The organism is Pseudomonas fluorescens, from assembly GCF_000968015.1.
In the GTDB taxonomy this organism is placed as follows: Bacteria; Pseudomonadota; Gammaproteobacteria; order Pseudomonadales; family Pseudomonadaceae; genus Aquipseudomonas; species Aquipseudomonas fluorescens_W.
Genome location: NZ_LACH01000003.1, coordinates 56,283 through 79,682, shown reverse-complemented (window position 1 = coordinate 79,682; position 23,400 = coordinate 56,283). Strand labels below are relative to the sequence as shown.

The following is a 23,400-nucleotide window of genomic DNA, read 5'->3' as shown; positions in this document are numbered from 1 at the left end:
GTCAAGGCCGTGCCTGCCGGTCTCGCTAGACTCTGTGGCGAGGGAGCTTGCTCCCGCTGGGTCGCGAAGCGGCCCTGTTATTCAGGCCTGCTGCGCAGTCCAGCGTCAGAACGCCGCCCGGAGCAAGCTCGCTCGCCACAAGCGCATTCCAACCATGACTGATTAGGCCCCGGACTGCGTTTTTCCATGAGGATTACCCATGCAACTGGTCTGCCCGGCAGGGAACCTGCCTGCGCTGAAAGCGGCGGTGCGCGAAGGCGCCGATGCCGTTTATGTCGGTTTTCGCGATGACACCAATGCCCGGCATTTCGCGGGGCTGAACATGGACGACAAACAGTTCGACGCGGCGGTCGCCCACATCCGCCAGCATCAACGCAAACTCTATGTCGCGGTCAACACCTACCCGCAACCCAAGGGCTGGGAACGTTGGCAGCGGGCGGTCGATCGCGCCGCCGATTTCGGCGTGGATGCGCTGATCGCCGCCGACCCTGGGGTGCTCAACTACGCCAGCCAACGGCATCCGCAATTGGCGTTGCACCTGTCGGTCCAGGGCTCGGCAACCCACGCTGCGGCGCTGGAGTTTTATGCGCAGCGCTACGGGATTCGTCGCGCGGTGCTGCCACGTGTGTTGTCGCTAGCGCAAGTTCGCCAGGTCGCCGCGAGCAGCCCGGTGCCCATCGAAGTGTTTGGCTTTGGCAGCTTGTGCATCATGGCCGAAGGGCGCTGCCATCTGTCTTCCTACATCACCGGCGAGTCGCCGAACTTGTGCGGTGTCTGTTCGCCGGCCAAAGCGGTGCGCTGGAGCGACGACGCCGACGGCTTGAGCGCACGGCTCAGTGAAGTGCTGATCGACCGTTACACCCCTGACGAACCCGCCGGTTACCCGACTCTGTGCAAAGGCCGCTTCCTGGTCGGCGGCAAACGCTTTCATGCGCTGGAAGAACCTACCAGCCTCGACACCCTGGACTTGCTGCCGGAGTTGACGGCCATCGGCGTCGAGGCAGTAAAAATCGAAGGCCGGCAACGCAGCCCGGCCTATGTCGAACAAGTCACCCGCGTCTGGCGTGCGGCACTGGATGCCCATCGTGGCTCGCCGGGCAGTTTTCGGGTCAAGGAGGAATGGCGTCGAGTGCTGGCCGGCTTGTCAGAAGGCAGCCAGACCACCCTGGGTGCTTACCATCGATCATGGCAATGAGGGAGGCGACATGAAGCTCAGCCTGGGACCGGTTCTGTTTTATTGGGACAAAGAGCAACTCAGCAACTTTTACGCCGAGATGTCGGCCTTGCCCCTGGATGTGATTTATCTGGGGGAAACCGTGTGTTCGAAACGCCGGGCCTTTTCACTGGATCAATGGCTGGGGCTGGGGCGCGAGTTGCAGGAATGCAGCCAGGCACAGTTAGTGATCTCCAGCCTGACGCTGATCGAAGCGGCCTCCGAGCTTTCCAGCCTGCGGCGACTCTGCGACAACGGCCAATTGCTGGTGGAGGCCAACGACATGGGCGCGGTGCAGTTTCTGGCCGAGCGCAAGTTGCCGTTCGTGGGCGGTCCGGCGCTGAATTTGTACAACGGTCATGCGCTGGCACAACTGCTGGACTGCGGGATGACCCGTTGGGTGCCGCCCGTGGAATGCTCGGCGGCGCTGATTGGCGATGTGCTCGATCAAGTGCGCGAACTGGGCCGTGAGGTGCCGGAAGTCGAGATCTTTGCTTACGGACATTTGCCGTTGGCCTATTCCGCACGCTGTTTCACCGCTCGGGCGGAAAACTTGCCCAAGGATGACTGCCGGTTTTGCTGCCTCAACTACCCCGACGGCCTGCCGCTGACCAGTCAGGAAGGGCAGGCGTTGTTCACCATTAACGGTATTCAAACGATGTCGGCCGAGGTGACCAATCTGCTGGCGGATTACACCGGGCTGGTGGCCTGCGGTGCCGATCTGTTGCGTCTGAGCCCTCGTGCTCAGGGCATGGCCGAGGTCATTGCCGCCTATCAACGGGTTCGTCTGGGCGAGACACCGCCGCTGTTCGTCGACGGTTGCAACGGCTACTGGCATGGCCAGGCCGGCATGTTGCGCGTCGAGGAGGTTGGCCTGTGTTGAATCGTAAAAAGTGGTTGTTGAAAGGTGCCGACCGGTTATTGCCGTTGGTGCGCCGGGTGCCTTTTGCGGTGCAGCGCCTGGCGTTGCAGCAGGCGCTCAATCGCTGCCTCGCGGAGCCGTTGCGCGATGGCGAGTTTGAAGTGTTGCGCGGGCGCTGGCTGTGCCTGCGGATTCCGGACCTGGGTTTGTCGTGGTTTCTGACGCTGACCCGTGAAGGGTTGCGAATTGCTGAACGCGCCACGGCGCATGTGACTATCAGCGGTAACTGGCGAGAGTTTTTACTGTTGGCCAGCCGTCAGGAAGATCCGGACACGCTGTTCTTTCGCAGGCGCCTGGTGATCGAGGGTGATACGGAGTTGGGGCTGGCGCTGAAGAACTTGATCGACAGTCTTGATCCTGATGTGTTGCCGGTATGGCTGTGGCGCAATCTGGAGCGGGCAGGGAAGGGGTTGGCTGCCGGTTAGCCGATCTGTGTTTTTGGTTGGGGTACATATCCGTTGCGGCGGTCACGGCGGCTTAGGGTTCCGCCCTTACGGCGGGTCACTTGGAAAAGCGCCAAGTAACCAAACGCTCTTGCCCCTGACGTCCGGTGCCTCGCCTAGGCTCGGCATGCCCTCGCTCCGGTCCTGCTCCGTGGGCCCGCCGCCATCGGCCATCCATGGCCGGGGGCGGCTACCGCGGCATCCCTGCCGCGGTGCCCACTGCGCAGAACCTGCGCTCGGCCTTCCGACGGGGCAGATCAAGATCAAGATCAAAAGCACGGCGGCCTACACCAATCCCATGCTCGGTGAAAATCAAAATGTGGGAGCGAGCTTGCTCGCGATGACGGCGGCACATTCAACATTGATGCTGACTGTTCTACCGCTATCGCGAGCAAGCTCGCTCCCACAGTTTTGAATTTCGTTGGCCCTCAGGCCATCGTTTCCTGCCGGTTTACTTGCTGCCGAGCATCACTCGCAATTAACTGCCCGATCTGTTCAAACAACTCATCACTCTCTGCCTGCGTGCAGTCCTCGCCATAACGCTTACGCAGCCCATAATGGCTAAGTATCAAATGCACATCCGCATGCAGACCATGCTGCTTCAGGCAGTTTTCAACGCATTGCAACGGGCAACCATCCAGCGCAAAAATCCGCCGACCCGAGCGCGCCTTGTTGACCAATGCCGCCACATGCCCGCCGACCCCGACGATGCAGGACATTTCAGCCACGCCGCTGCGATCAAGCCGCACGGCCAGGGTATTGGCCAGTTGGGCGACGTTGGAGCAGCCTGAGCAGGAGTAAATCAGGGGCAAGGTTGAACGGGACATGAGCGTTCTCCATGGATGGACTTCTTCAGTGTGCAAGGCCGGTGGCATTGCGCATTGACTGCGGTCAATTCCGTCTATTGGAAAGCCGCGAGATCCTCTTCGGCGAGGATGCTGATATTGCGGCGTTCCATCGCGATCAGGCCGCTGTCCACCAGCCGGTGCAAGATCCGCGAAAAGGTTTCCGGCTGGATGCCCAACTTAGAGGCCACCAGGCGTTTGGACACCTGCAAGACAATCAAGCCGCTGACCGGGTTGCGTTCCTGGAACAGGAAATTGATCACCCGACGGCTCGCGCTGGCCATGGTCAAGGTGTCGATGTCGCGAAGACGCAGGTGCAGGTGCACGCTCATGCTCGCCAGGATCGCCAGGCAGACTTTCGGCTGGTCTTCCAGGGCGTTGCGGTAATGGCTGCCCTCGATACTCACCAGCACGCTGTCCTTCAGCGCCGTGGCGCTCACCGGGTAGAGACGGGCCTGGCTGAACAGCAACGCTTCGGCAAAGGTCTGGCCGGGCTGAATGATCTCCACCAGGTTCTCCTGGCCTTCACCGGTGAGCCGGTACAACTTGATCTGGCCGCTGACCAGCAGGAAAAAGCGCTTGGCCGGATCCCCTTGGTGCATGAGTGTGCTGTGACAGGCCAGACGTTTGAGCATGGCCAGGCCGCAGACTTCCTCGAAGATTTTCTCTGGCAGTTGGCTGAACAGATGATGACGACGCAACGTTAAAACGATGGAAGGGTGGGTCAGCATGGCGTACCTCCGCTGACGGTCATAGTAGAGAGCAAGAGGCGAATGACCTATGCCTCTGCCGGCCTACCTCCAAGGAGGGATGCCCGTCAGCCCGCATTGCGCAGATGCTCCATGGCCCACACCGCCGCCTCGACCCGCGAGCGCAAGCCGAGTTTGTGCAGCAGGTTTTTCACGTGAACCTTGACCGTGCCTTCGGTGATGCCCAGCTTGTGCCCGATGACCTTGTTGCTGAAGCCGCTGGCGATGGTTTTCAGCACCTGACGCTCACGCTCGGTCAGTTCCACCACGGTCTGACGCTGCGGTGAGCGCAGTGCCTGGGCCATGACTTGGGTCAGCCCCGGGCTGATCACCAATTCGCCGTTCAAGGCATTGCGGATGTACTGAATCAACAGTTCGGGTTCCATGTCCTTGAGCAGATAGCCGTCGGCATCCAGACGCAATGCGTCACGAATATCGTCTTCGGCGTCCGAGACCGTAAACAGCAACACTTTGCCGGTGTAGTGCATCGCTCGTAACTGGCGCAGGGTTTCAATGCCATTCATCTGCGGCATGTTGTTATCAAGCAGCACCAGATCTGGTTGCAGCGGCTCGATCAGAACGAGTGCTTCTTCACCGTTGTTGGCTTCGCCGACGATCAGGAAATCATCTTCGAGTTCGAGCATCTGGCGGATGCCGTGACGCATCATCGGATGGTCGTCAACCAGCAGGATGGTGTGTTGCAGGGACGGGTTCATGTGACGCTACCTTCTGTTTGCTGCCCGAGAAACTCCGGTTGGAATTCCAGTTGGACGCGGGTGCCTTGCGGCTCCCTGGAGACTATTTCGAGTTGACCGCGCAAGCTGCGGGCCCGCTCATCCATGATTTTCAGGCCGTGGTGTTCGCGTTGGTCGACGTTGCCGCTGAAGCCGCGCCCGTCGTCTTCGACGATGAGCCGAACGGTTTCACCGTCCTGACGCAGTTGCAGCCAGGCGTTCTGCGCATGGGCGTGGCGCAGGCAGTTGGAGAGCGCTTCGCGGGTGATCTGCAGAATGTGGATTTGTTCGCTGGCCGATAGCTGAAAGGCCAACGCGTCGACGTGCAGGTGCACCTGGAATTCGCCGCGGCGGGAGAACTCCTCGGCGGTGTCCTTGAGTTCCTGCACCAGCCCCGCATCGTGAATCTGCAAGCGAAAGGTGGTCAGCAGCTCACGTAACTGGCGGTAGGCATTGTTCAGCCCTTCGCGCAGTTCGGCCGTGACGTTTTCCAGGGTTTCGACCGGTTCGCCACGGCGCATCAGGGTTTGCAGGCGGCTGACTTGTAGCTTCATGTAGGACAGGGCCTGGGCCAGTGAGTCGTGCAGCTCGCGGGCGATGATCGTGCGTTCGTCGAGCAGCAGCAGGCGATGATCCTGCTCTCGTTGACGCTTGAGCGAGAGCGAGGTGCCGATCAGGTTGGCCAGGGCCTGGATCAATTGGGTTTCCCAGGCTTGTGTCGGGTGTCCGTCGACAAAGTGCGCCTTGAGCTCGCCCAGTTCGCTGCCCTGATTGCTGATGCTGAAGGTTTGCGGGCTGGCTTTATGGTGCTTCTGACACGTGGCGCAATCGCTGCTGGCGCAGACTTCGCGGATGTTCGCGCCATGCAGGGCGAGCAACTGCTGGGCCGGTGCCTGCATTTGTCCTTGCAGGCACAGCGACAGGCGCAAGCCGGGCAGGCGTTGCTGGAAGCGCCGGATCAACTCATCCAGGCCTTCGGCATTGGCCAGGCGTGTGGCCAGGCTTCGACTGCTTTGGTACAGCAACTCGAGGGCGGCATTGGCTTGTTGCAGGTTCAGGGTTTTTTGCTGGACCTGACTCTCAAGGGTGCGATGCGAGTCTTCGATCGTCTCGGCCATGGCGTTGAAACTCGTGGCCAACTGGCCCAGTTCGTCCTGGGACTGATGATTGACCCGCACCTTGAAATCGCCGCGACGAAAGCGCTGGGTCGCATCCACCAACTCTTTCAAGGGCGTGACCACGCCACATTGCAACTCGTAGAGCCCAAGCAGCAGAACAATCATGGTGGTGAATAAGGCCATGCCCTGAATCACCTGTTGCCAGCCTTGCTTTTGTTCGCTTTCGCGCTGCAACAGGTTGACGAACTGGTTCAGTTGTTCAATGAAGGGCAGGGCCTGGACCTGAAAATAGGCGGCATCGCCGCGCTCCAGTGCCGGGCGCAAATCCTCGTTCCATTGCTGCTGGATTTGCCCGTAGCTGATTTGCAGCGCTGTGGTCGGGCCATCTTCCAACACCGCCTTGAGTGACTGGCTGTTGAGGCGGGTTTGCAAGCTGTCGCTGATGGCGATGATTTCTTCGCCGGTTGCACCCGCGGCCAGTTTCCAGCTCAGGTGGTAAGTCTCCATGCGCACCGAGCCTGCGGTGTTGATGGCGGCCGCATCGCCCTGGCTGAACCAGGCGATCAGTCCGGCGCTCAACGAACTGGCGAGGGCGAGCACGGCGATCAGGATCACCGCCAGCCCGGCGCGAGCGGGCAGGGAGCTGCGCAACCAGCGGATCATCAGCGCAGGTCCCGGAAGAATTCAGGAAAACAGAGCACGTGGAGCTCCAGGAAGGGGTTTTGCCGCCGATCCCGGGCGCGCTACCTCTAAAGAGTTGTCGACTGATCCTTGTCAGCAAAAACCTTGGCAGAAAACCTTAAGACGCTGATAAACAAACGGTTTTAGGGTTTCCCTGTACTACCTCCTTAGAGGTAGACCGCACAAGCATAGGCCTATGCCCCCATGGGCTTCGTTGACATGGATCAAGTTTTTGCAGGGTTGGCCTCTCTAGTCTGCCGCCATGGCTAATTGATTGGAGAGCATTTGTGAACCCACCGCGTGTACGACAAGGCTTGGTGCTGGGCATGAGCACGCTGGCCTTCACTGTCTGTTTCATGGTCTGGATGATGTTTGCCGTGCTCGGTGTACCGATCAAGGACCTTCTCCAGCTCAACGAAACCCAGTTCGGCCTGCTGGCCGCGACCCCGGTCCTGACCGGCTCGCTGGTGCGGTTGCCGCTGGGCCTGCTGACCGACCGCTTTGGCGGGCGCAGCGTGTTCTTCCTGTTGATGCTGGCCTGCGTCACGCCGCTTTACCTGATCAGTCACGCCACCGCCTACTGGCAGTTCCTGGTGCTGGGCTTGTTCGTCGGCCTGGCCGGCGGCTCGTTCTCGGTCGGGATTGCCTACGTCGCCAAATGGTTCGACAAAGAGAATCAGGGCTTTGCGATGGGCATCTTTGGTGCCGGTAACGCCGGGGCCGCGGTGACCAAGTTTCTCGCCCCGGCACTGATCGCTGCCGGCAGCTGGCAGCTGGTGCCGAAAGTCTTCAGCGCGATCCTCTTTATTACCGCGCTGTTGTTCTGGTTCCTCAGCGCTGAAAACAAGGACCACCGCAGTGCCACCGGCGCCACCTTGCGTGAGCAACTCAGCTCGCTGAAGGACCCCGCAGTGTGGCGCTACTGCCAGTACTACTCGATCGTCTTCGGTGGTTATGTCGCCCTCGCGCTGTGGATGACCAAGTACTACGTGCAGGAATACGGTTTCAGCCTGCAAAGCGCGGCGCTGCTGGCGGCCTGTTTCTCCCTGCCCGGCGGCGTGCTGCGTGCGGTCGGCGGCTGGATGTCGGATCGCTGGGGTGCGCAAAGCGTGACCTGGTGGGTGTTGTGGGTCAGCTGGATCTGCCTGTTCCTGCTCTCGTATCCCCAAACCCAACTGCAAGTGCAAACGATCAACGGCCCGGTGGATTTCCACATCGGTCTCAATCCCGCGCTGTTCACCGCGCTGCTGTTTGTCATGGGCATCGCCTTCGCCTTCGGCAAGGCCTCGGTCTTCAAATACATCGCCAACGACTACCCGAAAAACATGGGTGCGGTGTCCGGCATCGTCGGCCTCGCCGGTGGCCTGGGCGGCTTCGTGCTTCCGATCCTGTTCGGCGCCCTGGTGGACCTCACTGGCGTGCGCTCTTCCTGCTTCATGTTGATGTACGGCGTGGTCTGGGTCTCCCTCACCTGGATGTACTTCAGCGAAATACGCAAAAGCCCGGTGCTGGGTAAAGCGCCGCTGCTGACCCCGTCCCCGATTTCCAGCATTGCCCTAGGAGAAGAACATGTCCGTTCTGCAAAAGCCTGACAAAGGCCCGGTCATTCATGACTGGCGCCCCGAGGACCCAGCATTCTGGGGACGTAGCGGCAAACAGACCGCCACGCGCAACTTGTGGATTTCCATTCCTGCGCTGCTGCTGGCCTTTGCGGTGTGGATGGTCTGGAGCACGGTGATCGTGCGCTTGAACGCCATCGGTTTCACCTTCACCACCGACCAGCTGTTCTGGCTGGCGGCGTTGCCGGGGCTGTCCGGGGCGACCTTGCGCGTCTTCTATTCCTTTATGGTGCCGATCTTCGGTGGCCGTCGCTGGACCGCCCTGAGCACTGCGTCCCTGTTGTTGCCCTCGATCTGGATGGGCTTCGCCGTGCAGGACCCGAGCACCTCCTACAGCGTGTTCGTGTTGATTGCCTTGCTCTGCGGTTTCGGCGGCGGCAACTTCGCCTCGAGCATGTCCAACATCAGCTTCTTCTATCCCAAGTCGCAGCAGGGCACAGCCCTTGGCCTCAACGCCGGGCTGGGTAACCTGGGCGTTTCAGTGATGCAGTTCTGTGTGCCGCTGGTGATTACTTTCGGGGTGTTCGGTTTCATGGGCGGCTCGCCGCAAGCACTGCCGGACGGCGGTCAGTTGTGGTTGCAGAACGCCGGCTTCATCTGGGTACCGTTTATTGTCCTGGTGACGGTGCTGGCCTGGTTCGGCATGAATGACCTGTCCAGTGCCCGCGCTTCGTTCAGCGAGCAGGCCGTCATTTTCAAACGCAAACACAACTGGCTGATGTGCTGGTTGTACCTGGCAACCTTCGGTTCGTTCATCGGTTTCTCCGCCGCGTTTCCGCTGCTGATCAAAACCTCGTTCCCTGATGTCATTGCCTTGAAATTCGCCTTCCTCGGCCCATTGGTCGGTGCGCTGGTACGCCCATTGGGCGGTTGGCTGGCGGACAAACTCGGTGGCGCGAAAGTGACCTTGTGGAACTTCGTGGCGATGATCGTGATGGTCTTCGGGGTGCTGCACTTTCTGCCGCAGAACGGTACCGGCGGTAACTTCTACGGCTTCCTCGGCATGTTCATGTTGCTGTTCATCACTACTGGTGTCGGCAACGGCTCCACCTTCCGCATGATCCCGGTGATCTTCCGTACCCAGCATGAAAAAGCCTCGGCCGGCAAACCACCCGCTGTGCGCGAACAAGCGCTGAAGAATGCGGGCAAAGAGTCAGCCGCGGTCCTGGGCTTCAGCTCAGCCATGGGCGCCTTCGGTGCGTTCTTCATTCCCAAATCCTTCGGCACTTCGATGGCCCAGACCGGCGGCCCGGAGATGGCCTTCTACATGTTCGTCGGCTTTTACCTGAGCTGCATCGTCGTGACGTGGTGGTGGTACGCGCGCAAAGGCGCCGCGACACCCTGCTGAATCGAGCGAATCCAACCCATTGCGTGGGCGGGGCACAGACTCCGCGACAAAGCCTGAGAGGACTACACCGTGAGTCATTTACTGGATCAATTGCGGTTTTTCAACCGTAAGCAAAACGAGTTTTCCGATGGTCATGGCGAGACCCGCAAAGAGTCTCGCGACTGGGAGAACGTCTACCGTTCGCGCTGGCAGTACGACAAGATCGTGCGTTCCACCCACGGGGTGAACTGCACCGGTTCCTGCTCGTGGAAAATCTACGTCAAGAACGGCCTGATCACCTGGGAAACCCAGCAGACCGACTACCCGCGTACCCGTAACGATCTGCCGAACCATGAGCCCCGTGGCTGTCCCCGTGGTGCCAGTTACAGCTGGTACATCTACAGCGCCAACCGGCTCAAGTACCCGAAAATCCGCAAGCCGTTGCTCAAGCTCTGGCGCGATGCGCGGCAGACCATGGCGCCGGTGGAAGCCTGGGCCAGCATCGTCGAGGACAAGGCCAAGGCCGACTCCTATAAAAGCAAACGCGGCATGGGTGGCTTCATTCGCTCCAACTGGGAGGAAGTGAACGAGATCATCGCCGCCGCCAACGTCTATACGATCAAGCAATACGGCCCTGACCGGATCGTCGGCTTCTCGCCGATCCCGGCCATGTCGATGGTCAGCTACGCCGCAGGTTCGCGTTACCTGTCGCTGATCGGTGGCGCCTGCCTGAGTTTCTACGACTGGTACTGCGACTTGCCACCGGCCTCGCCGATGGTCTGGGGCGAGCAGACCGACGTGCCGGAATCGGCCGACTGGTACAACTCCAACTACATCATCGCCTGGGGCTCCAACGTCCCGCAGACCCGTACCCCCGACGCGCACTTCTTCACCGAAGTCCGTTACAAGGGCACCAAGACGGTCGCAATCACTCCCGATTACTCGGAAGTCGCCAAGCTCACCGACCTGTGGCTGAACCCTAAACAAGGCACCGATGCGGCGCTGGCCCAGGCGTTCAACCATGTGATCTTCAAAGAATTCCACCTGGACAAACCGAGCGCCTATTTCACCGACTACGCCAAGCGCTTCACCGACTTGCCGGTGCTGGTGCTGCTTAAGCAAATGGTCGACAAGGCCCCGGGCGCCGGTTATCAGCCGGACCGCTTCCTGCGCGCCAGTGACCTGACCGACAACCTCGGCCAGGAAAACAACCCGGAATGGAAAACCATCGCCCTCGATGTCAGCGGCGAACTGGTGTCCCCTCAGGGTTCCATCGGTTATCGCTGGGGCGAGAAGGGCAAGTGGAACATCCTTCCCCGTGAAGGCGGCGAAGGCCGTGAGATCGATCTGAAGCTGAGCCTGATCGGCGATGACGTTGCCGAAGTAGCGTTCCCGTATTTTGCCGGCGAGTCCCACGAGCACTTCCAGCACGTGGCCGGCGATGCCGTGCAGTACCGCCGCGTGCCGGTGCATAACGTGGTGCTGGCGGACGGCAGCGTAGCCAAAGTCGCCACCGTGTTCGACCTGTCGGCCGCCAACCTGGCCATCGATCGCGGCCTCGGCGGCGAAAACGTCGCCAAGGATTACGACGACGCCTCGGTGCCTGGCACCCCGGCGTGGCAGGAGCAGATCACCGGCGTCAGCCGTGAGAAAGCCATCCAGATTGCCCGTGAGTTTGCCGATAACGCCGACAAGACCAAGGGGCGCTCGATGATCATCGTCGGCGCGGCGATGAACCACTGGTACCACATGGACATGAACTACCGCGGGCTGATCAACATGCTTATGCTCTGCGGGTGTGTCGGTCAGACCGGTGGCGGTTGGGCGCATTACGTCGGTCAGGAAAAACTCCGTCCGCAATGCGGCTGGCTGCCATTGGCGTTCGGCCTGGACTGGAACCGTCCGCCTCGCCAAATGAACGGCACCAGCTTCTTCTACGCCCACAGTTCGCAATGGCGTCACGAGAAGATGAGCATGCACGACGTGCTCTCGCCATTGGCCGATAAATCACAATTCCCTGAGCATGCGCTGGACTACAACATCCGCGCCGAACGCGCCGGCTGGTTGCCCAGCGCACCGCAACTCAACACTAACCCTCTGCACATTTGCCGCGATGCGGCTGCTGCCGGCATGGACCCGAAAGACTACGTGGTCAAGTCGTTGCAAGACGGCTCGCTGCGCTTCTCCTGCGAACAGCCGGACAGCCCGGTCAACTTCCCGCGCAACATGTTCATCTGGCGTTCCAACCTGCTGGGCTCCTCGGGCAAGGGCCACGAGTACATGCTCAAGTACCTGCTGGGCACCAAAAACGGGGTGATGAACGAAGACATCGGCCAGGTCGGCGACTGCAAACCTGAAGAAGCCGAATGGGTGGACGAGGGCGCCATCGGCAAGCTCGATCTGGTCACCACGCTGGATTTCCGCATGTCCTCGACCTGCGTCTATTCCGACATCGTGTTGCCGACCGCAACCTGGTACGAAAAAGACGACATGAACACCTCGGACATGCACCCGTTCATTCACCCGTTGTCGGCCGCCATCGACCCGGCGTGGGAATCGCGTTCCGACTGGGAAATCTACAAAGGCATCGCCAAGGCGTTCTCCAGCATGTCCGAAGGGCACCTGGGCGTTGAAAAGGACCTGGTGACCATCCCGTTGATGCACGACAGCGTCGGCGAACTGGCCCAACCGTTCGGCGGCACCGACTGGAAAAGCGCCGGCGTCGCACCGGAGCCGGGCAAGAACGCGCCGAATCTGCACGTGGTGGAGCGTGACTACCCAAACATCTACAAACAGTTCTCGTCCCTCGGGCCATTGCTGGAGAAACACGGCAACGGCGGCAAAGGCATCAACTGGAACACCGAAGACGAAGTGAAATTCCTCGGTGAACTCAATCACAAAGAAGGCGATGCCGGTATCAGCCAGGGTCGGCCGAAAATCGACACGGCCATCGACGCCGCTGAGGTGATTCTGTCCCTTGCGCCGGAAACCAACGGCCAGGTCGCCGTCAAGGCCTGGGCCGCGCTGTCGGAATTCACCGGCATCGACCACAGCCACCTGGCGCTGTCCAAGGCCCACGAGGCGATTCGCTTCCGCGACATTCAGGCACAGCCGCGCAAGATCATTTCCAGCCCGACCTGGTCGGGGCTCGAAGATGATCACGTCAGCTACAACGCCGGTTACACCAACGTTCACGAAGGGATCCCATGGCGCACCATCACCGGTCGCCAGCAGTTCTACCAGGATCACCCGTGGATGCAGGCGTTCGGCGAGCAACTGATGAGTTATCGGCCGCCGGTCAACACCCGCACCATCGAAGGGGTGAAAGGCAAGCGCAGCAACGGCGAGATCGAAATCGTCCTGAACTGGATCACCCCGCACCAGAAATGGGGCATCCACAGCACCTACAGCGACAACTTGCTGATGCTCACCCTCAGCCGTGGCGGGCCGATTGTCTGGCTCTCGGAGAACGACGCGAAACGCGCCGGTATCGAGGACAACGACTGGATCGAGTGCTTCAACATCAACGGTGCACTGACCGCCCGTGCGGTGGTCAGCCAACGGGTCAAGGACGGCATGGTGATGATGTACCACGCCCAGGAACGGATCGTGAACGTGCCCGGCTCGGAAACCACCAAGACCCGTGGCGGCCACCACAACTCGGTTACCCGGGTGGTGCTCAAGCCGACCCACATGATCGGCGGCTATGCCCAGCAGGCCTACGGTTTCAACTATTACGGCACCGTCGGTTGCAACCGCGACGAATTCGTCGTGGTGCGCAAAATGTCCAAAGTCGACTGGCTCGATGGTTCATCCGGTGATGATCTGCCGCGTCCACTGCCGACCGATATTGAGGAGAACTGAGATGAAGATTCGCTCACAAATCGGCATGGTTCTGAACCTGGACAAATGCATCGGTTGCCACACCTGTTCGATCACCTGCAAAAACGTCTGGACCAGCCGCGAAGGCATGGAATACGCCTGGTTCAACAACGTTGAATCGAAACCCGGGATCGGCTACCCGAAAGAATGGGAAAACCAGGACAAGTGGAAGGGCGGCTGGATCCGCAATGCCAACGGCACGATCAACCCGCGCATCGGCGGTAAATTCCGCGTATTGGCGAACATTTTCGCCAACCCGGACCTGCCGAGCCTCGACGACTATTACGAACCGTTCGACTTCGATTACCAGCACCTGCACACCGCGCCGCTGGGCGAGCATCAACCCACCGCACGCCCGCGTTCGCTGATCTCCGGCAAGCGCATGGAAAAAATCGAGTGGGGCCCGAACTGGGAAGAAATCCTCGGCACCGAATTCGCCAAGCGCCGCAAGGACAAGAACTTCGACAAGATCCAGGCGGACATTTACGGCGAGTACGAAAACACCTTCATGATGTATTTGCCGCGCCTGTGCGAGCACTGCCTCAACCCGACGTGCGCCGCGGCTTGCCCGAGCGGGGCGATCTACAAACGTGAGGAAGACGGCATCGTCCTGATTGACCAGGAGAAATGCCGTGGCTGGCGGATGTGCATCAGCGGCTGCCCGTACAAGAAGATCTACTTCAACTGGAAAAGCGGCAAGTCCGAGAAATGCATCTTCTGCTACCCACGTATCGAAGCCGGGATGCCGACCGTTTGCGCGGAAACCTGCGTCGGGCGCATCCGCTACCTCGGTGTGTTGCTGTATGACGCCGACCGCATCAGCGAAGTGGCGAGCACCGCCAATGAGCAGGACCTGTACGAGAAACAACTGGAGATCTTCCTCGATCCGAACGACCCGGCGGTAATTCGTCAGGCCCTGGCCGATGGCGTACCTCAGTCGGTGATTGATTCCGCCCAGCGTTCACCGGTCTACAAAATGGCCGTGGACTGGAAACTCGCACTACCGCTGCACCCGGAATACCGCACCTTGCCGATGGTTTGGTACGTACCGCCACTGTCGCCGATCCAGAACGCTGCCACTGCCGGCACCGTCGGTATGAACGGCGTCATCCCGGATGTCGACAGCCTGCGTATTCCACTGAAGTACCTGGCCAACCTGCTGACCGCTGGCGATGAAAAACCGGTCAAGCGTGCGCTTAAACGCTTGCTGGCGATGCGCGCCTACAAACGTTCCGAGCAAGTCGACGGCGTTCAGGACCTGCAAGTGCTGGCGGATGTCGGCCTGAGCGTGGCCCAGGTCGAGGAGATGTATCGCTACCTGGCGATCGCTAACTACGAAGACCGTTTTGTGGTGCCGAGCGCTCACCGTGAAGACGCCATGAGCGACGCCTTCGCTGAGCGTTCCGGGTGCGGCTTCAGTTTCGGCAGCGGCTGTAGCGGCAGCTCCGACACCAACATGTTCGGCGCCAAGAAAGCCAACCGTCGCGACATCCTGAAAACCGTCCAGTTGTGGGAGGAATGAGCATGCAAATTCTCAAAGTGATTTCGCTGCTGCTCGACTACCCGACCGAGACATTGATTGGCGGGCGCGACGAACTGGAGCAAGCGATCATCCAGTCACGGGAAATCAGCCCGACGCAGCGCGGTGCGTTGTTCGAATTGTTGGAGTTGATCTGCGGCAATGACCTGATGGACGGGCAGGAGCACTACGGTGCGCTGTTCGGTCGGGGGCGCTCGCTGTCGCTGCTGTTGTTCGAGCATGTGCACGGTGAGTCCCGCGACCGTGGCCAGGCGATGGTCGACATGATGGCGCAATACGAAGCAGCCGGTTTTGCCATCGGCGTCAAAGAGCTGCCCGATTACATCCCGCTGTACCTGGAGTTTCTGTCCACCCGCGAAGACATCGAGGCCCGCGAGGGCCTGGCGGATGTTTCGCACTTGCTGGCCTTGCTCGCCGCACGTCTGGAAGAGCGCGAAAGCGCCTATGCCAGTTGCTTCCGGGCGCTGCTGCAAATTGCCGGGGCCGAGCCGCATCAGGCGGTCGCCGACCTGCGGGCGCAGGTTGCGGCGGAACCTCGCGACGACTCCCTCGAAGCCCTCGACAAGATCTGGGAAGAGGAGGCCGTGGACTTCCTCCAGGCTGAACAGCAGGACCGTTGCAGTTCGCTGCCGAGCGCACCGGGCAAGGCCCGGGAAGAAAGCGCGGTGCCGTTGCACTGGGTGGATTTTCAGCATGAAGGGCTGGCCGCCGTGCCAGCCAAGGAGGCAAACAATGTCTAAATGGAACCTGTTGTTGTTCGGGGTCTATCCCTACGTCGCCCTGGCGATTTGCCTGATTGGCAGCTGGGCGCGCTTCGATCTGTCGCAGTACACCTGGAAGGCGGGCTCCAGCCAGATGCTCAATCAGCGCGGCATGCGCGTGGCGAGCAACTTCTTCCACATCGGTGTGTTGTTCGTGCTGGCCGGGCACTTTGTCGGCCTGCTCACTCCGGCGTCGATTTATCACCACGTGATCAGCACTGAGAACAAGCAGTTGCTGGCGATGGTCTCGGGCGGGCTCTTCGGTCTGTTGTGCCTGATCGGCCTGCTGATGCTGGTTAACCGGCGGCTCAGCGACCCTCGGGTCCGTGCCACCTCCAGTCCATCTGACATCCTGATTCTGCTGGTGCTGCTCGCGCAATTACTGCTCGGACTGCTGACCATCGTCGCGTCCACCGAACACATGGACGGCTCGGTCATGGTGATGCTCGCCGATTGGGCGCAGAACACCGTGCTGTTGCGGCCAGTGGAAGCGGCGGCGGCCATCGCGCCAGTCGGGCTGATCTACAAGTTGCATGTGTTTCTCGGCTTGACCCTGTTTGTGCTGTTCCCCTTCACCCGTCTCGTACACATGATCAGCGCACCGATCTGGTACCTGGGGCGTCGTTATCAAATCGTTCGTCAGAAATACTGAGGAGAAAATCATGTCAGGTGGATGTGGATGTGGTGGCGGTAACGGGGGCAGCGGTGGCTGCGGTTCTTCAAAAAAAGCGGAGGCTGTTCTCGACATCGCGCCGGTCGCAGCGGCTCAGTTTGAAGCCCTGCCGGTTGAGCCTGCGGCGGCCGATGACGCCCCGGCGCAGTTGATCGCCAGCAGTGAACAGGAGTGGCCGATCATCAGCGTCAACGAGGTGTCGATCACCCCGGAAGCGATGGCTCAGGAGCTGCAATATCACCCGGCCGAAAGCCGCGAGGAGGCGGTGTATCTGGCCGCCCGGGCGCTGGTGATCCGCGAGTTGTTACAGCAGCGCATCACCGAACTCGGGGTATCGCTGGAGATTGGCGCCGGTGAAAACGAAGAAGAAGCGGCCACGCGCTTGCTGCTTGAACGTGAGGTGAAAGTGCCGCAGTGCGACGAGGAGTCGAGTCTGCGGTACTACGAAAACAATCGCGGGCGCTTCCACAGTGCGCCGTTGCTGGCGGTGCGGCACATCTTGCTCGAGTGCGCGCCGGACGATGTCGAGGCCCGCGAGCTTGCGCATGTCCAGGCGGAAGTCCTGCTGGCGCAACTGGATGAATTCCCCGGCAGTTTCGCCGAGCTGGCCGTGAAATATTCGGCCTGCCCGTCGAAGGCTCAGGGTGGTTCTTTGGGGCAGATCAGCAAGGGCCAGACCGTGCCCGAATTGGAGCGTCAGCTGTTCACCCTGGCACCGGGCCTGGCCAGCAAACCACTGGAAAGTCGCTACGGCTGGCATGTGATCAGTGTCGATCAGCGAATCGAAGGCATGCCGTTGCCCTATGAAGTGGTGTCGACGGCGATTCGCACGCAATTGCAGCAAGGCGTGTGGCAGAAAGCGCTGGTGCAGTACCTGCAAACCCTGATTGGTGCGGCGGATATTCGTGGCATCCACCTGCAGGGCGCCGACTCACCGCTGGTTCAGTGAGCATCGAGGTAAACCGGGAGAAGTGATGAACGCTGTGATGCAGGATGGTTTTGGGCGGCAGATCGATTATCTGCGGATGTCGGTGACGGACCGCTGTGATTTTCGCTGTGTGTATTGCATGGCGAAAAACATGACGTTTCTGCCGCGTCAGCAGGTGCTCACGCTGGAGGAGTTGCAGCGCTTGGCGACGCTGTTCGTTGGCCTGGGCGTACGCAAAATCCGTCTGACTGGCGGCGAGCCGCTGATCCGTCCCGGCATTGTCGGGCTGTGCCGCAACATCGCCGCCTTGCCCGGTTTGCGCGAACTGGTGATGACCAGCAACGGCTCGCAACTGGGCCGTCTGGCCCGGCCGTTGGTCGACGCGGGGGTCAAGCGGATGAACATCAGCCTCGATAGCCTGGACGGGCAGAAGTTTCGGGCGATCACCCGTAACGGCGATCTCGACCAGGTGCTCAATGGCATTGAAGCGGCACGGGACGCAGGGTTCGAGCGGATCAAACTCAACTGCGTGGTGATGAAGGGACGCAATTTCGATGAAGTCCCGGCGTTGGTGCAATACGCCATCGACCAGCGCATCGATATCAGCTTCATCGAAGAAATGCCGTTGGGCGACGTCGGTCGTTCCCGGGGCGAAACGTTCTGTTCCAGCGACGAAGTGCGCACGCTGATCGCCAGCCAGCATCGACTGCTCGACAGCACCGAAAACAGCGGCGGACCGGCGCGCTATGTGCGCCTGGAACGCCATTCCGAGACCCGGATCGGCTTCATTTCACCCAACAGCCACAACTTTTGTGGCAGCTGTAATCGGGTGCGGATGACGGTTGAAGGGAAGTTGTTGCTGTGTCTGGGGCAGGACGACTCCCTGGATTTAAGAGGATTGCTGCGGCGTTATCCGCTGGATGACCAACCGGTGATCAATGCGGTGCAGAAGGCCTTGCGCGGCAAGCCACTGCGCCACGATTTCAGCCCAGACGGGGAGGTTCAGATTGTGCGGTTCATGAACATGAGTGGTGGTTGAACTGACCTGCACGGTCCCTAAAACACAGTAAATCAAATGTGGGAGCGAGCTTGCTCGCGATAGCGGTAGACCAGTCGACATCACTGTTGAATGTGCTGCAGTCATCGCGAGCAAGCTCGCTCCCACATTGGTTCTTCGCTGACCAAAGTATTTTTTATTCTCCCCGCATCCGGGCGGTTTTTTTCACCGCCAAATCTTGATGTCGATCAATTGCAGATCAGCACTTTGTCCGTAGCCTTCACTGCATGTTGTGGTTTTAAGTTTTATTAAGTCTATATGTAGTGTCTGGAGGCCAAATGCAGAGCACGCTGATCGCAGTAGGATGTAACCGCTTGCACAAACGCGATGGCAGTCAGGTCGCCTTCGATGCCGACAAAATCCGTCAGGCATTGATCGCCGCCGGCAAGGCGACAGGGGAGTACGGCGAGGCTGAGGTTGAAGGCTTGCTTATTGCGGTATTGGCCAGGCTCGAAGGGTTGCCGAGACTCCATGTGGAGCAAATCCAGGACCGTGTTGAACGGGTGTTGATGGACGCCGGTTTTTTCCTCGCCATGCGCGCCTACATCGTCTACCGCGAACAGCACGGGCGCTTGCGCCGCGATCGGCGGACCATGGTCGAAGTGGCGACCTCGATGAACGAATACCTGGACCGTGAAGACTGGCGGGTCCAGGCCAACGCCAATCAGGGCTATTCCCTGGGCGGTCTGGTGTTGAACGTGTCGGGCAAGGTCACCGCCAACTACTGGCTGGACGAGGTGTACAGCGAGGCCATCGGCCAGGCTCACCGCGAGGCTGATTTGCATGTGCACGACCTGGACATGCTCGCCGGTTACTGCGCCGGCTGGTCGCTGCGCACGCTGTTGCACGAAGGGCTCAATGGTGTGCCCGGGCGTGTCGAAGCCGGTCCGCCGAAGCACTTGAGCAGTGCCCTGGGGCAAATGGTGAATTTCCTTGGCACCCTGCAAAACGAATGGGCCGGCGCCCAGGCGTTCAGCTCGTTCGACACCTACCTGGCGCCCTATGTGCGCAAGGATCGGCTGAGTTTTCAAGAGGTGCGCCAGGCGATCCAGGAGTTCATCTATAACCTCAACGTCCCCTCGCGCTGGGGCACCCAGACGCCGTTCACCAACCTGACCTTCGACTGGGTGTGCCCGCAGGATTTGCGTGAGCAGATACCCGTCATCGGTGGTGAGGAAATGCCATTTGCCTACGGCGATCTGCAAGTCGAAATGGACCTGCTCAATCGCGCCTACATCGAAGTGATGCAGGCCGGCGATGCGAAAGGGCGGGTGTTCACCTTTCCGATCCCGACCTACAACATCACCCACGACTTTCCGTGGGACAGTGAAAACGCCGACCGCCTGTTCGAGATGACTGCGCGTTACGGCCTGCCGTACTTCCAGAACTTCCTCAATTCGGACCTGCAACCCAATCAGGTGCGCTCGATGTGCTGCCGCTTGCAACTGGATGTCCGCGAGTTGCTCAAGCGTGGCGGCGGTTTGTTCGGCTCGGCGGAGCAGACGGGTTCGCTCGGCGTCGTCACCATCAACTGCGCGCGGCTCGGCTATGTGTTCAAGGGGGATACCAGCGGATTACTGCAGCGCCTGGACACGCTGATGGAACTGGCGATGGAAAGCCTGGAGGTCAAGCGCAAGGTGATCCAGCACCACATGGATGCCGGTTTGTACCCATACACCAAGCGCTACCTCGGAACCCTGCGCAACCATTTCTCGACCATCGGCCTCAACGGCATGCATGAAATGCTGCGCAATTTCACCGGCGACGAGGAGGGCATGCACACTGAGCTCGGCCGGCAGTTTGCCCTGAAGATGCTCGATCATGTGCGCGCCACGTTGCTGCGTTTCCAGGAAGAAACCGGCCACATGTACAACCTGGAAGCGACGCCGGCCGAGGGCACGACCTACCGCTTCGCCAAGGAAGACCTCAAGCGCTACCCCGACATTCTCCAGGCTGGCAGCGTGCAAGCACCGTATTACACCAACTCCTCGCAACTGCCCGTGGGCTACACCGAAGACCCCTTCGAGGCCCTGGAACTTCAAGACGAACTGCAATGCAAATACACCGGCGGCACGGTCTTGCACCTGTACATGGCCGAACGGATTTCTTCGACCGAGGCCTGCAAGCAACTGGTGCGCAAAGCCCTTGGCCGCTTCCGCCTGCCGTACCTGACCGTGACCCCGACGTTCTCTATCTGCCCGGTACACGGCTACCTCGATGGCGAGCATGAGTTCTGCCCCAAGTGCGACGAAGCACTGCTGCTGCAAGAACAGAAGCTCGGCACCGTTCATTGATTTCGATCCACTCAACTGCAAGGAGCTACACCATGACTGCATCGCAAACATTGCCCCAGGCTCAACGTCAACGCTGCGAAGTCTGGACCCGGGTAATGGGCTATCACCGCCCTGTGTCGGCGTTCAATCCGGGCAAACAGTCGGAGCACCGCGAGCGGGTGCACTTCACTGAAAGCGCGGCGCTGGCCGGGCGCCAATGAGTCGAACGCTTCGGGTCGGGGGCATGGTGCCCCTGACCACTATCGACTATCCGGGACAGCTCGCCTGCGTGCTGTTTTGCCAGGGGTGCGCCTGGCGTTGTCGTTACTGCCATAACCCGCAGTTGATCCCGCCTCGTGGCACAGACGAAGTGGATTGGCGGCGGGTGTTGGCGTTTCTGCAACGGCGTCAGGACCTGCTCGATGCGGTGGTGTTCAGTGGCGGCGAGCCGACCTTGCAGGACGGTCTGCTCGGCGCCATGGATGAGGTGCGGGCGATGGGATTTCGCATCGGTTTGCACAGCGCCGGCATCAAACCCGCCGCGTTCGCCAAGGCACTGACCGGGGCCGATTGGGTCGGTTTCGATGTCAAGGCGTTGCCCGAGGATTGCCAGGCGATCACTCGGGTCGAGGGCAGCGGAACCGCCAACTGGCGCAGCCTTGAGCATCTGCTGGCCAGCGGTGTCGACTACGAATGTCGCACCACGGTGCATTGGCATCTGTTCGAGCCGGCGCGTCTGCTGATCCTCGCCAAGCGCTTGAGCGAACTCGGCGTCAAACGCTTCGCCGTGCAGCTGGTTCGCACCGAGCGGATGTTCGATCCGCTGCTGCCAAGCGTTTCGGCACAAGCCTTGCTTCCTGAGCTGTGGGAGGCCATGCGCGAGTTGTTTCCAGCCTTCGTGTTACGGGGGTAACCGAGGCTGAGATTTAACGTTTAACAGGGACATCCATCATTAGGTTTTCAAATGCGCTGCCAATCGGCAGGTATCAAACGGGGAGCATTTGATATGGCCAAATTAACCACAGCACAACGGATCGTCATCGGCTTTGCCATCGCGCCGTTGGCATTGATGGGCATGGCGTTTTACGCGTTGCACGATCTGGCAACGCTCAAGGAACAGGCGGTGGTGATCGTCAAGCAGGACTGGCCGAAGATCGATCCGATCATGGTCATCGCCACCGGCGTGCGTGATAACGCCAGGAACACCCGGGATCTACTGATCGACAAAGACAATCAGCAAGTGCAGCAGTCGATCGATGCCACCAAGAAGCGGATCACTCAGGCACTCGAAACGCTTGAGCCGCTGTTCTATTTGCCTGAGGGCAAAACCGCTTACGCCGCGCTGAAAAAGAATCGCGAAGCCTACGTTGCGGCGTTCACTCAAGTGCAGGTGTTGATCCGCCAAGGGGCCTTCGATGACGCCATGGCACAGCTGAAACAAAAGGTCGTGCCGGCCGAACGCGAGGTTTATGGCAGCCTGGATCAGTTGATGGCGCTGCAAGGCAAACTATTCGCCGACCGAGAACAGGCGGCGCAGGCACTGTACAGCGACGCCCGGCGCAATATGCTCGGGTTATTTTTGTTCTGTGTGGCGCTGGTCATTGCCGCGGCGGTGATCGTCACGCGCAGTGTGACCCGTCCATTGGGCGGCGAACCGGATGATGCCGCACGGTTTTTGAGTCAGATCGCTCTAGGCGACCTGACGATTCAGGTGCCCGTGAACTCAAGTGTCGGCGGCAGCGTGATGATGAACATGCATCAGATGCAGCAAAGTCTGAATGCCATGGTCAGGCACATCGCGACCTCGGTGGACCAGGTGGCCAGTTCCTCTGAAGAACTGAGCGCAGTCAGCAGCCAGACCAGCAGTAACCTGCAATTGCAGGGGCTGGAGATCGAGCAGGCAGCTACCGCCGTGAACCAGATGACCGCAGCGGTCGACGAAGTGGCGCGTAATGCGGTCAGCACCTCCGAGGCCTCGCGGCAGTCCGAGCAAACCGCGCAGCGCGGGCGTGAACAGGTTCAGGAAACCGTGGTTTCAATCGGCGCACTGGCCGATGGCGTCACCGACACCTCACAACGCATCGAGCAACTGGCGGGCCGGGTGCAGGACATCAGCAAGGTGCTGGACGTGATTCGCAGCATCGCCGAGCAGACCAATTTGCTGGCCCTCAACGCGGCCATTGAAGCGGCGCGGGCGGGGGATGCTGGACGCGGTTTTGCCGTGGTCGCCGATGAAGTGCGCGCCCTGGCGCATCGCACTCAAGAGTCCACCCAGGAGATCGAGCAGATGATTGGCAATATTCGTCTCGATACCGGCCATGCGGTGACCGCCATGCAAAGCAGCAGCAACCTGGTTCGGGCCACGCTTGAAGTGGCGCAACGGTCGGGTGACGCACTGGATGAAATCACCCGGTCGATCTCGCAGATCAACGAGCGCAACCTGATGATTGCCAGCGCCACGGAGGAACAGGCATTGGTGGCGCGGGAGGTGGATCGCAATCTGATGGGGATTCGCAACTTGTCCGAGCAGGTCTTACTCGGCGCCCAGCATACTCACACGGCGGGTCACGATTTGGCGCAGATGGCCGGGGCGCTGCACCAGACGGTGGCGCGTTTTAAGGTCTAGTTGATCCGG

Annotated in this window: 19 protein-coding genes and 1 pseudogene; 16 read left to right on the top strand and 4 right to left on the bottom strand. The window is 60.3% G+C overall.

Annotated features, from left to right (window positions below; translation table 11 throughout):
- Positions 1–199 precede the first annotated feature (199 nt).
- The 3 genes from ubiU to ubiT are packed head-to-tail and all read left to right on the top strand — an operon-like array spanning position 200 to position 2,560.
- Positions 200–1,195, top strand: coding sequence for a ubiquinone anaerobic biosynthesis protein UbiU (gene ubiU, locus VD17_RS03340; protein WP_033059066.1), 996 nt, complete (start codon positions 200–202; stop codon positions 1,193–1,195).
- A 10-nt stretch (positions 1,196–1,205) separates the two neighbouring features.
- Positions 1,206–2,096: a U32 family peptidase gene (locus VD17_RS03335; RefSeq protein ID WP_046052660.1), complete on the top strand. Its 891-nt coding sequence runs from the start codon at positions 1,206–1,208 to the stop codon at positions 2,094–2,096.
- The gene (gene ubiT, locus VD17_RS03330) at positions 2,090–2,560 is read left to right on the top strand and encodes a ubiquinone anaerobic biosynthesis accessory factor UbiT (RefSeq protein ID WP_046052659.1); all 471 of its coding nucleotides are present in this window, start codon (positions 2,090–2,092) and stop codon (positions 2,558–2,560) included. Before VD17_RS03335 ends, ubiT begins: the two co-directional genes overlap by 7 nt.
- Positions 2,561–3,006: 446 nt before the next feature.
- Here ubiT and VD17_RS03325 read toward each other — a convergent pair whose 3' ends face one another.
- From VD17_RS03325 to VD17_RS03310, 4 genes are all read right to left on the bottom strand, one after another.
- The gene (locus tag VD17_RS03325; protein ID WP_046052658.1) at positions 3,007–3,405 is read right to left on the bottom strand and encodes a putative zinc-binding protein; all 399 of its coding nucleotides are present in this window, start codon (positions 3,403–3,405) and stop codon (positions 3,007–3,009) included.
- Positions 3,406–3,479: 74 nt separating this feature from the next.
- A complete protein-coding gene (locus tag VD17_RS03320; RefSeq protein WP_033059073.1) occupies positions 3,480–4,154 on the bottom strand; it encodes a Crp/Fnr family transcriptional regulator in 675 nt (224 codons plus the stop codon).
- An 86-nt stretch (positions 4,155–4,240) separates the two neighbouring features.
- Positions 4,241–4,888 (bottom strand): two-component system response regulator NarL, encoded by a 648-nt coding sequence (gene narL, locus VD17_RS03315; RefSeq protein WP_046052657.1) that lies wholly within the window; start codon positions 4,886–4,888, stop codon positions 4,241–4,243.
- On the bottom strand, positions 4,885–6,687 hold the full coding sequence (locus VD17_RS03310) for a HAMP domain-containing protein (protein WP_046052656.1): 1,803 nt from the start codon (positions 6,685–6,687) through the stop codon (positions 4,885–4,887). Before VD17_RS03310 ends, narL begins: the two co-directional genes overlap by 4 nt.
- Positions 6,688–6,992: 305 nt before the next feature.
- Between VD17_RS03310 and VD17_RS03305 the strand changes: the two genes are divergently transcribed.
- The 13 genes and pseudogenes from VD17_RS03305 (at position 6,993) to VD17_RS03250 (ending at position 23,391) form a co-directional block, all read left to right on the top strand.
- Positions 6,993–8,297: an MFS transporter gene (locus VD17_RS03305; RefSeq protein ID WP_185753098.1), complete on the top strand. Its 1,305-nt coding sequence runs from the start codon at positions 6,993–6,995 to the stop codon at positions 8,295–8,297.
- Positions 8,275–9,672: a NarK family nitrate/nitrite MFS transporter gene (locus VD17_RS03300; RefSeq protein WP_046052655.1), complete on the top strand. Its 1,398-nt coding sequence runs from the start codon at positions 8,275–8,277 to the stop codon at positions 9,670–9,672. Before VD17_RS03305 ends, VD17_RS03300 begins: the two co-directional genes overlap by 23 nt.
- A 69-nt stretch (positions 9,673–9,741) precedes the next feature.
- On the top strand, positions 9,742–13,515 hold the full coding sequence (locus VD17_RS03295) for a nitrate reductase subunit alpha (protein ID WP_046052654.1): 3,774 nt from the start codon (positions 9,742–9,744) through the stop codon (positions 13,513–13,515).
- Position 13,516: 1 nt separating this feature from the next.
- Positions 13,517–15,055 carry a nitrate reductase subunit beta gene (gene narH / locus VD17_RS03290; RefSeq protein ID WP_046047388.1) on the top strand — a complete coding sequence of 513 codons (1,539 nt, stop codon included), beginning with the start codon at positions 13,517–13,519 and terminating at the stop codon, positions 15,053–15,055.
- A gap of 2 nt (positions 15,056–15,057) precedes the next feature.
- Positions 15,058–15,813 carry a nitrate reductase molybdenum cofactor assembly chaperone gene (gene narJ / locus VD17_RS03285; protein WP_046052653.1) on the top strand — a complete coding sequence of 252 codons (756 nt, stop codon included), beginning with the start codon at positions 15,058–15,060 and terminating at the stop codon, positions 15,811–15,813.
- Positions 15,806–16,486 (top strand): respiratory nitrate reductase subunit gamma, encoded by a 681-nt coding sequence (gene narI / locus VD17_RS03280; RefSeq protein WP_046052652.1) that lies wholly within the window; start codon positions 15,806–15,808, stop codon positions 16,484–16,486. The genes narJ and narI overlap by 8 nt, the downstream gene beginning before the upstream one ends.
- 10 nt (positions 16,487–16,496) lie before the next feature.
- Positions 16,497–17,456 (top strand): peptidylprolyl isomerase, encoded by a 960-nt coding sequence (locus tag VD17_RS03275; protein ID WP_046052651.1) that lies wholly within the window; start codon positions 16,497–16,499, stop codon positions 17,454–17,456.
- Between the two features lie 25 nt (positions 17,457–17,481).
- The gene (gene moaA / locus VD17_RS03270; RefSeq protein WP_046052650.1) at positions 17,482–18,474 is read left to right on the top strand and encodes a GTP 3',8-cyclase MoaA; all 993 of its coding nucleotides are present in this window, start codon (positions 17,482–17,484) and stop codon (positions 18,472–18,474) included.
- Positions 18,475–18,770: 296 nt separating this feature from the next.
- Entirely contained in the window at positions 18,771–20,786 is a 2,016-nt protein-coding gene (locus VD17_RS03265; RefSeq protein WP_046052649.1) for a ribonucleoside triphosphate reductase, read from the top strand.
- 32 nt (positions 20,787–20,818) lie between these two features.
- Positions 20,819–20,986: an anaerobic ribonucleoside-triphosphate reductase gene (gene nrdD / locus VD17_RS03260; RefSeq protein ID WP_017338867.1), complete on the top strand. Its 168-nt coding sequence runs from the start codon at positions 20,819–20,821 to the stop codon at positions 20,984–20,986.
- Entirely contained in the window at positions 20,983–21,678 is a 696-nt protein-coding gene (locus tag VD17_RS03255) for an anaerobic ribonucleoside-triphosphate reductase activating protein (protein WP_046052648.1), read from the top strand. Before nrdD ends, VD17_RS03255 begins: the two co-directional genes overlap by 4 nt.
- Before the next feature lie 51 nt (positions 21,679–21,729).
- Positions 21,730–22,296, top strand: a pseudogene (locus tag VD17_RS33005) (MCP four helix bundle domain-containing protein); the annotation flags it as partial.
- Positions 22,297–22,329: 33 nt separating this feature from the next.
- A complete protein-coding gene (locus tag VD17_RS03250; protein ID WP_440130553.1) occupies positions 22,330–23,391 on the top strand; it encodes a methyl-accepting chemotaxis protein in 1,062 nt (353 codons plus the stop codon).
- Positions 23,392–23,400 lie beyond the last annotated feature (9 nt).

Bases quoted from the DNA above. Each gene is read 5' to 3' on its own strand.
- ubiU (WP_033059066.1), top strand. From the start codon at position 200: ATGCAACTGGTCTGCCCGGCAGGGAACCTGCCTGCGCTGAAAGCGGCG.
- VD17_RS03335 (WP_046052660.1), top strand. From the start codon at position 1,206: ATGAAGCTCAGCCTGGGACCGGTTCTGTTTTATTGGGACAAAGAGCAA.
- VD17_RS03325 (WP_046052658.1), bottom strand. From the start codon at position 3,405: ATGTCCCGTTCAACCTTGCCCCTGATTTACTCCTGCTCAGGCTGCTCC.
- VD17_RS03320 (WP_033059073.1), bottom strand. From the start codon at position 4,154: ATGCTGACCCACCCTTCCATCGTTTTAACGTTGCGTCGTCATCATCTG.
- narL (WP_046052657.1), bottom strand. From the start codon at position 4,888: ATGAACCCGTCCCTGCAACACACCATCCTGCTGGTTGACGACCATCCG.
- VD17_RS03310 (WP_046052656.1), bottom strand. From the start codon at position 6,687: ATGATCCGCTGGTTGCGCAGCTCCCTGCCCGCTCGCGCCGGGCTGGCG.
- VD17_RS03300 (WP_046052655.1), top strand. From the start codon at position 8,275: ATGTCCGTTCTGCAAAAGCCTGACAAAGGCCCGGTCATTCATGACTGG.
- narH (WP_046047388.1), top strand. From the start codon at position 13,517: ATGAAGATTCGCTCACAAATCGGCATGGTTCTGAACCTGGACAAATGC.
- narJ (WP_046052653.1), top strand. From the start codon at position 15,058: ATGCAAATTCTCAAAGTGATTTCGCTGCTGCTCGACTACCCGACCGAG.
- narI (WP_046052652.1), top strand. From the start codon at position 15,806: ATGTCTAAATGGAACCTGTTGTTGTTCGGGGTCTATCCCTACGTCGCC.
- VD17_RS03275 (WP_046052651.1), top strand. From the start codon at position 16,497: ATGTCAGGTGGATGTGGATGTGGTGGCGGTAACGGGGGCAGCGGTGGC.
- moaA (WP_046052650.1), top strand. From the start codon at position 17,482: ATGAACGCTGTGATGCAGGATGGTTTTGGGCGGCAGATCGATTATCTG.
- VD17_RS03265 (WP_046052649.1), top strand. From the start codon at position 18,771: ATGCAGAGCACGCTGATCGCAGTAGGATGTAACCGCTTGCACAAACGC.
- nrdD (WP_017338867.1), top strand. From the start codon at position 20,819: ATGACTGCATCGCAAACATTGCCCCAGGCTCAACGTCAACGCTGCGAA.
- VD17_RS03255 (WP_046052648.1), top strand. From the start codon at position 20,983: ATGAGTCGAACGCTTCGGGTCGGGGGCATGGTGCCCCTGACCACTATC.
- VD17_RS03250 (WP_440130553.1), top strand. From the start codon at position 22,330: ATGCTCGGGTTATTTTTGTTCTGTGTGGCGCTGGTCATTGCCGCGGCG.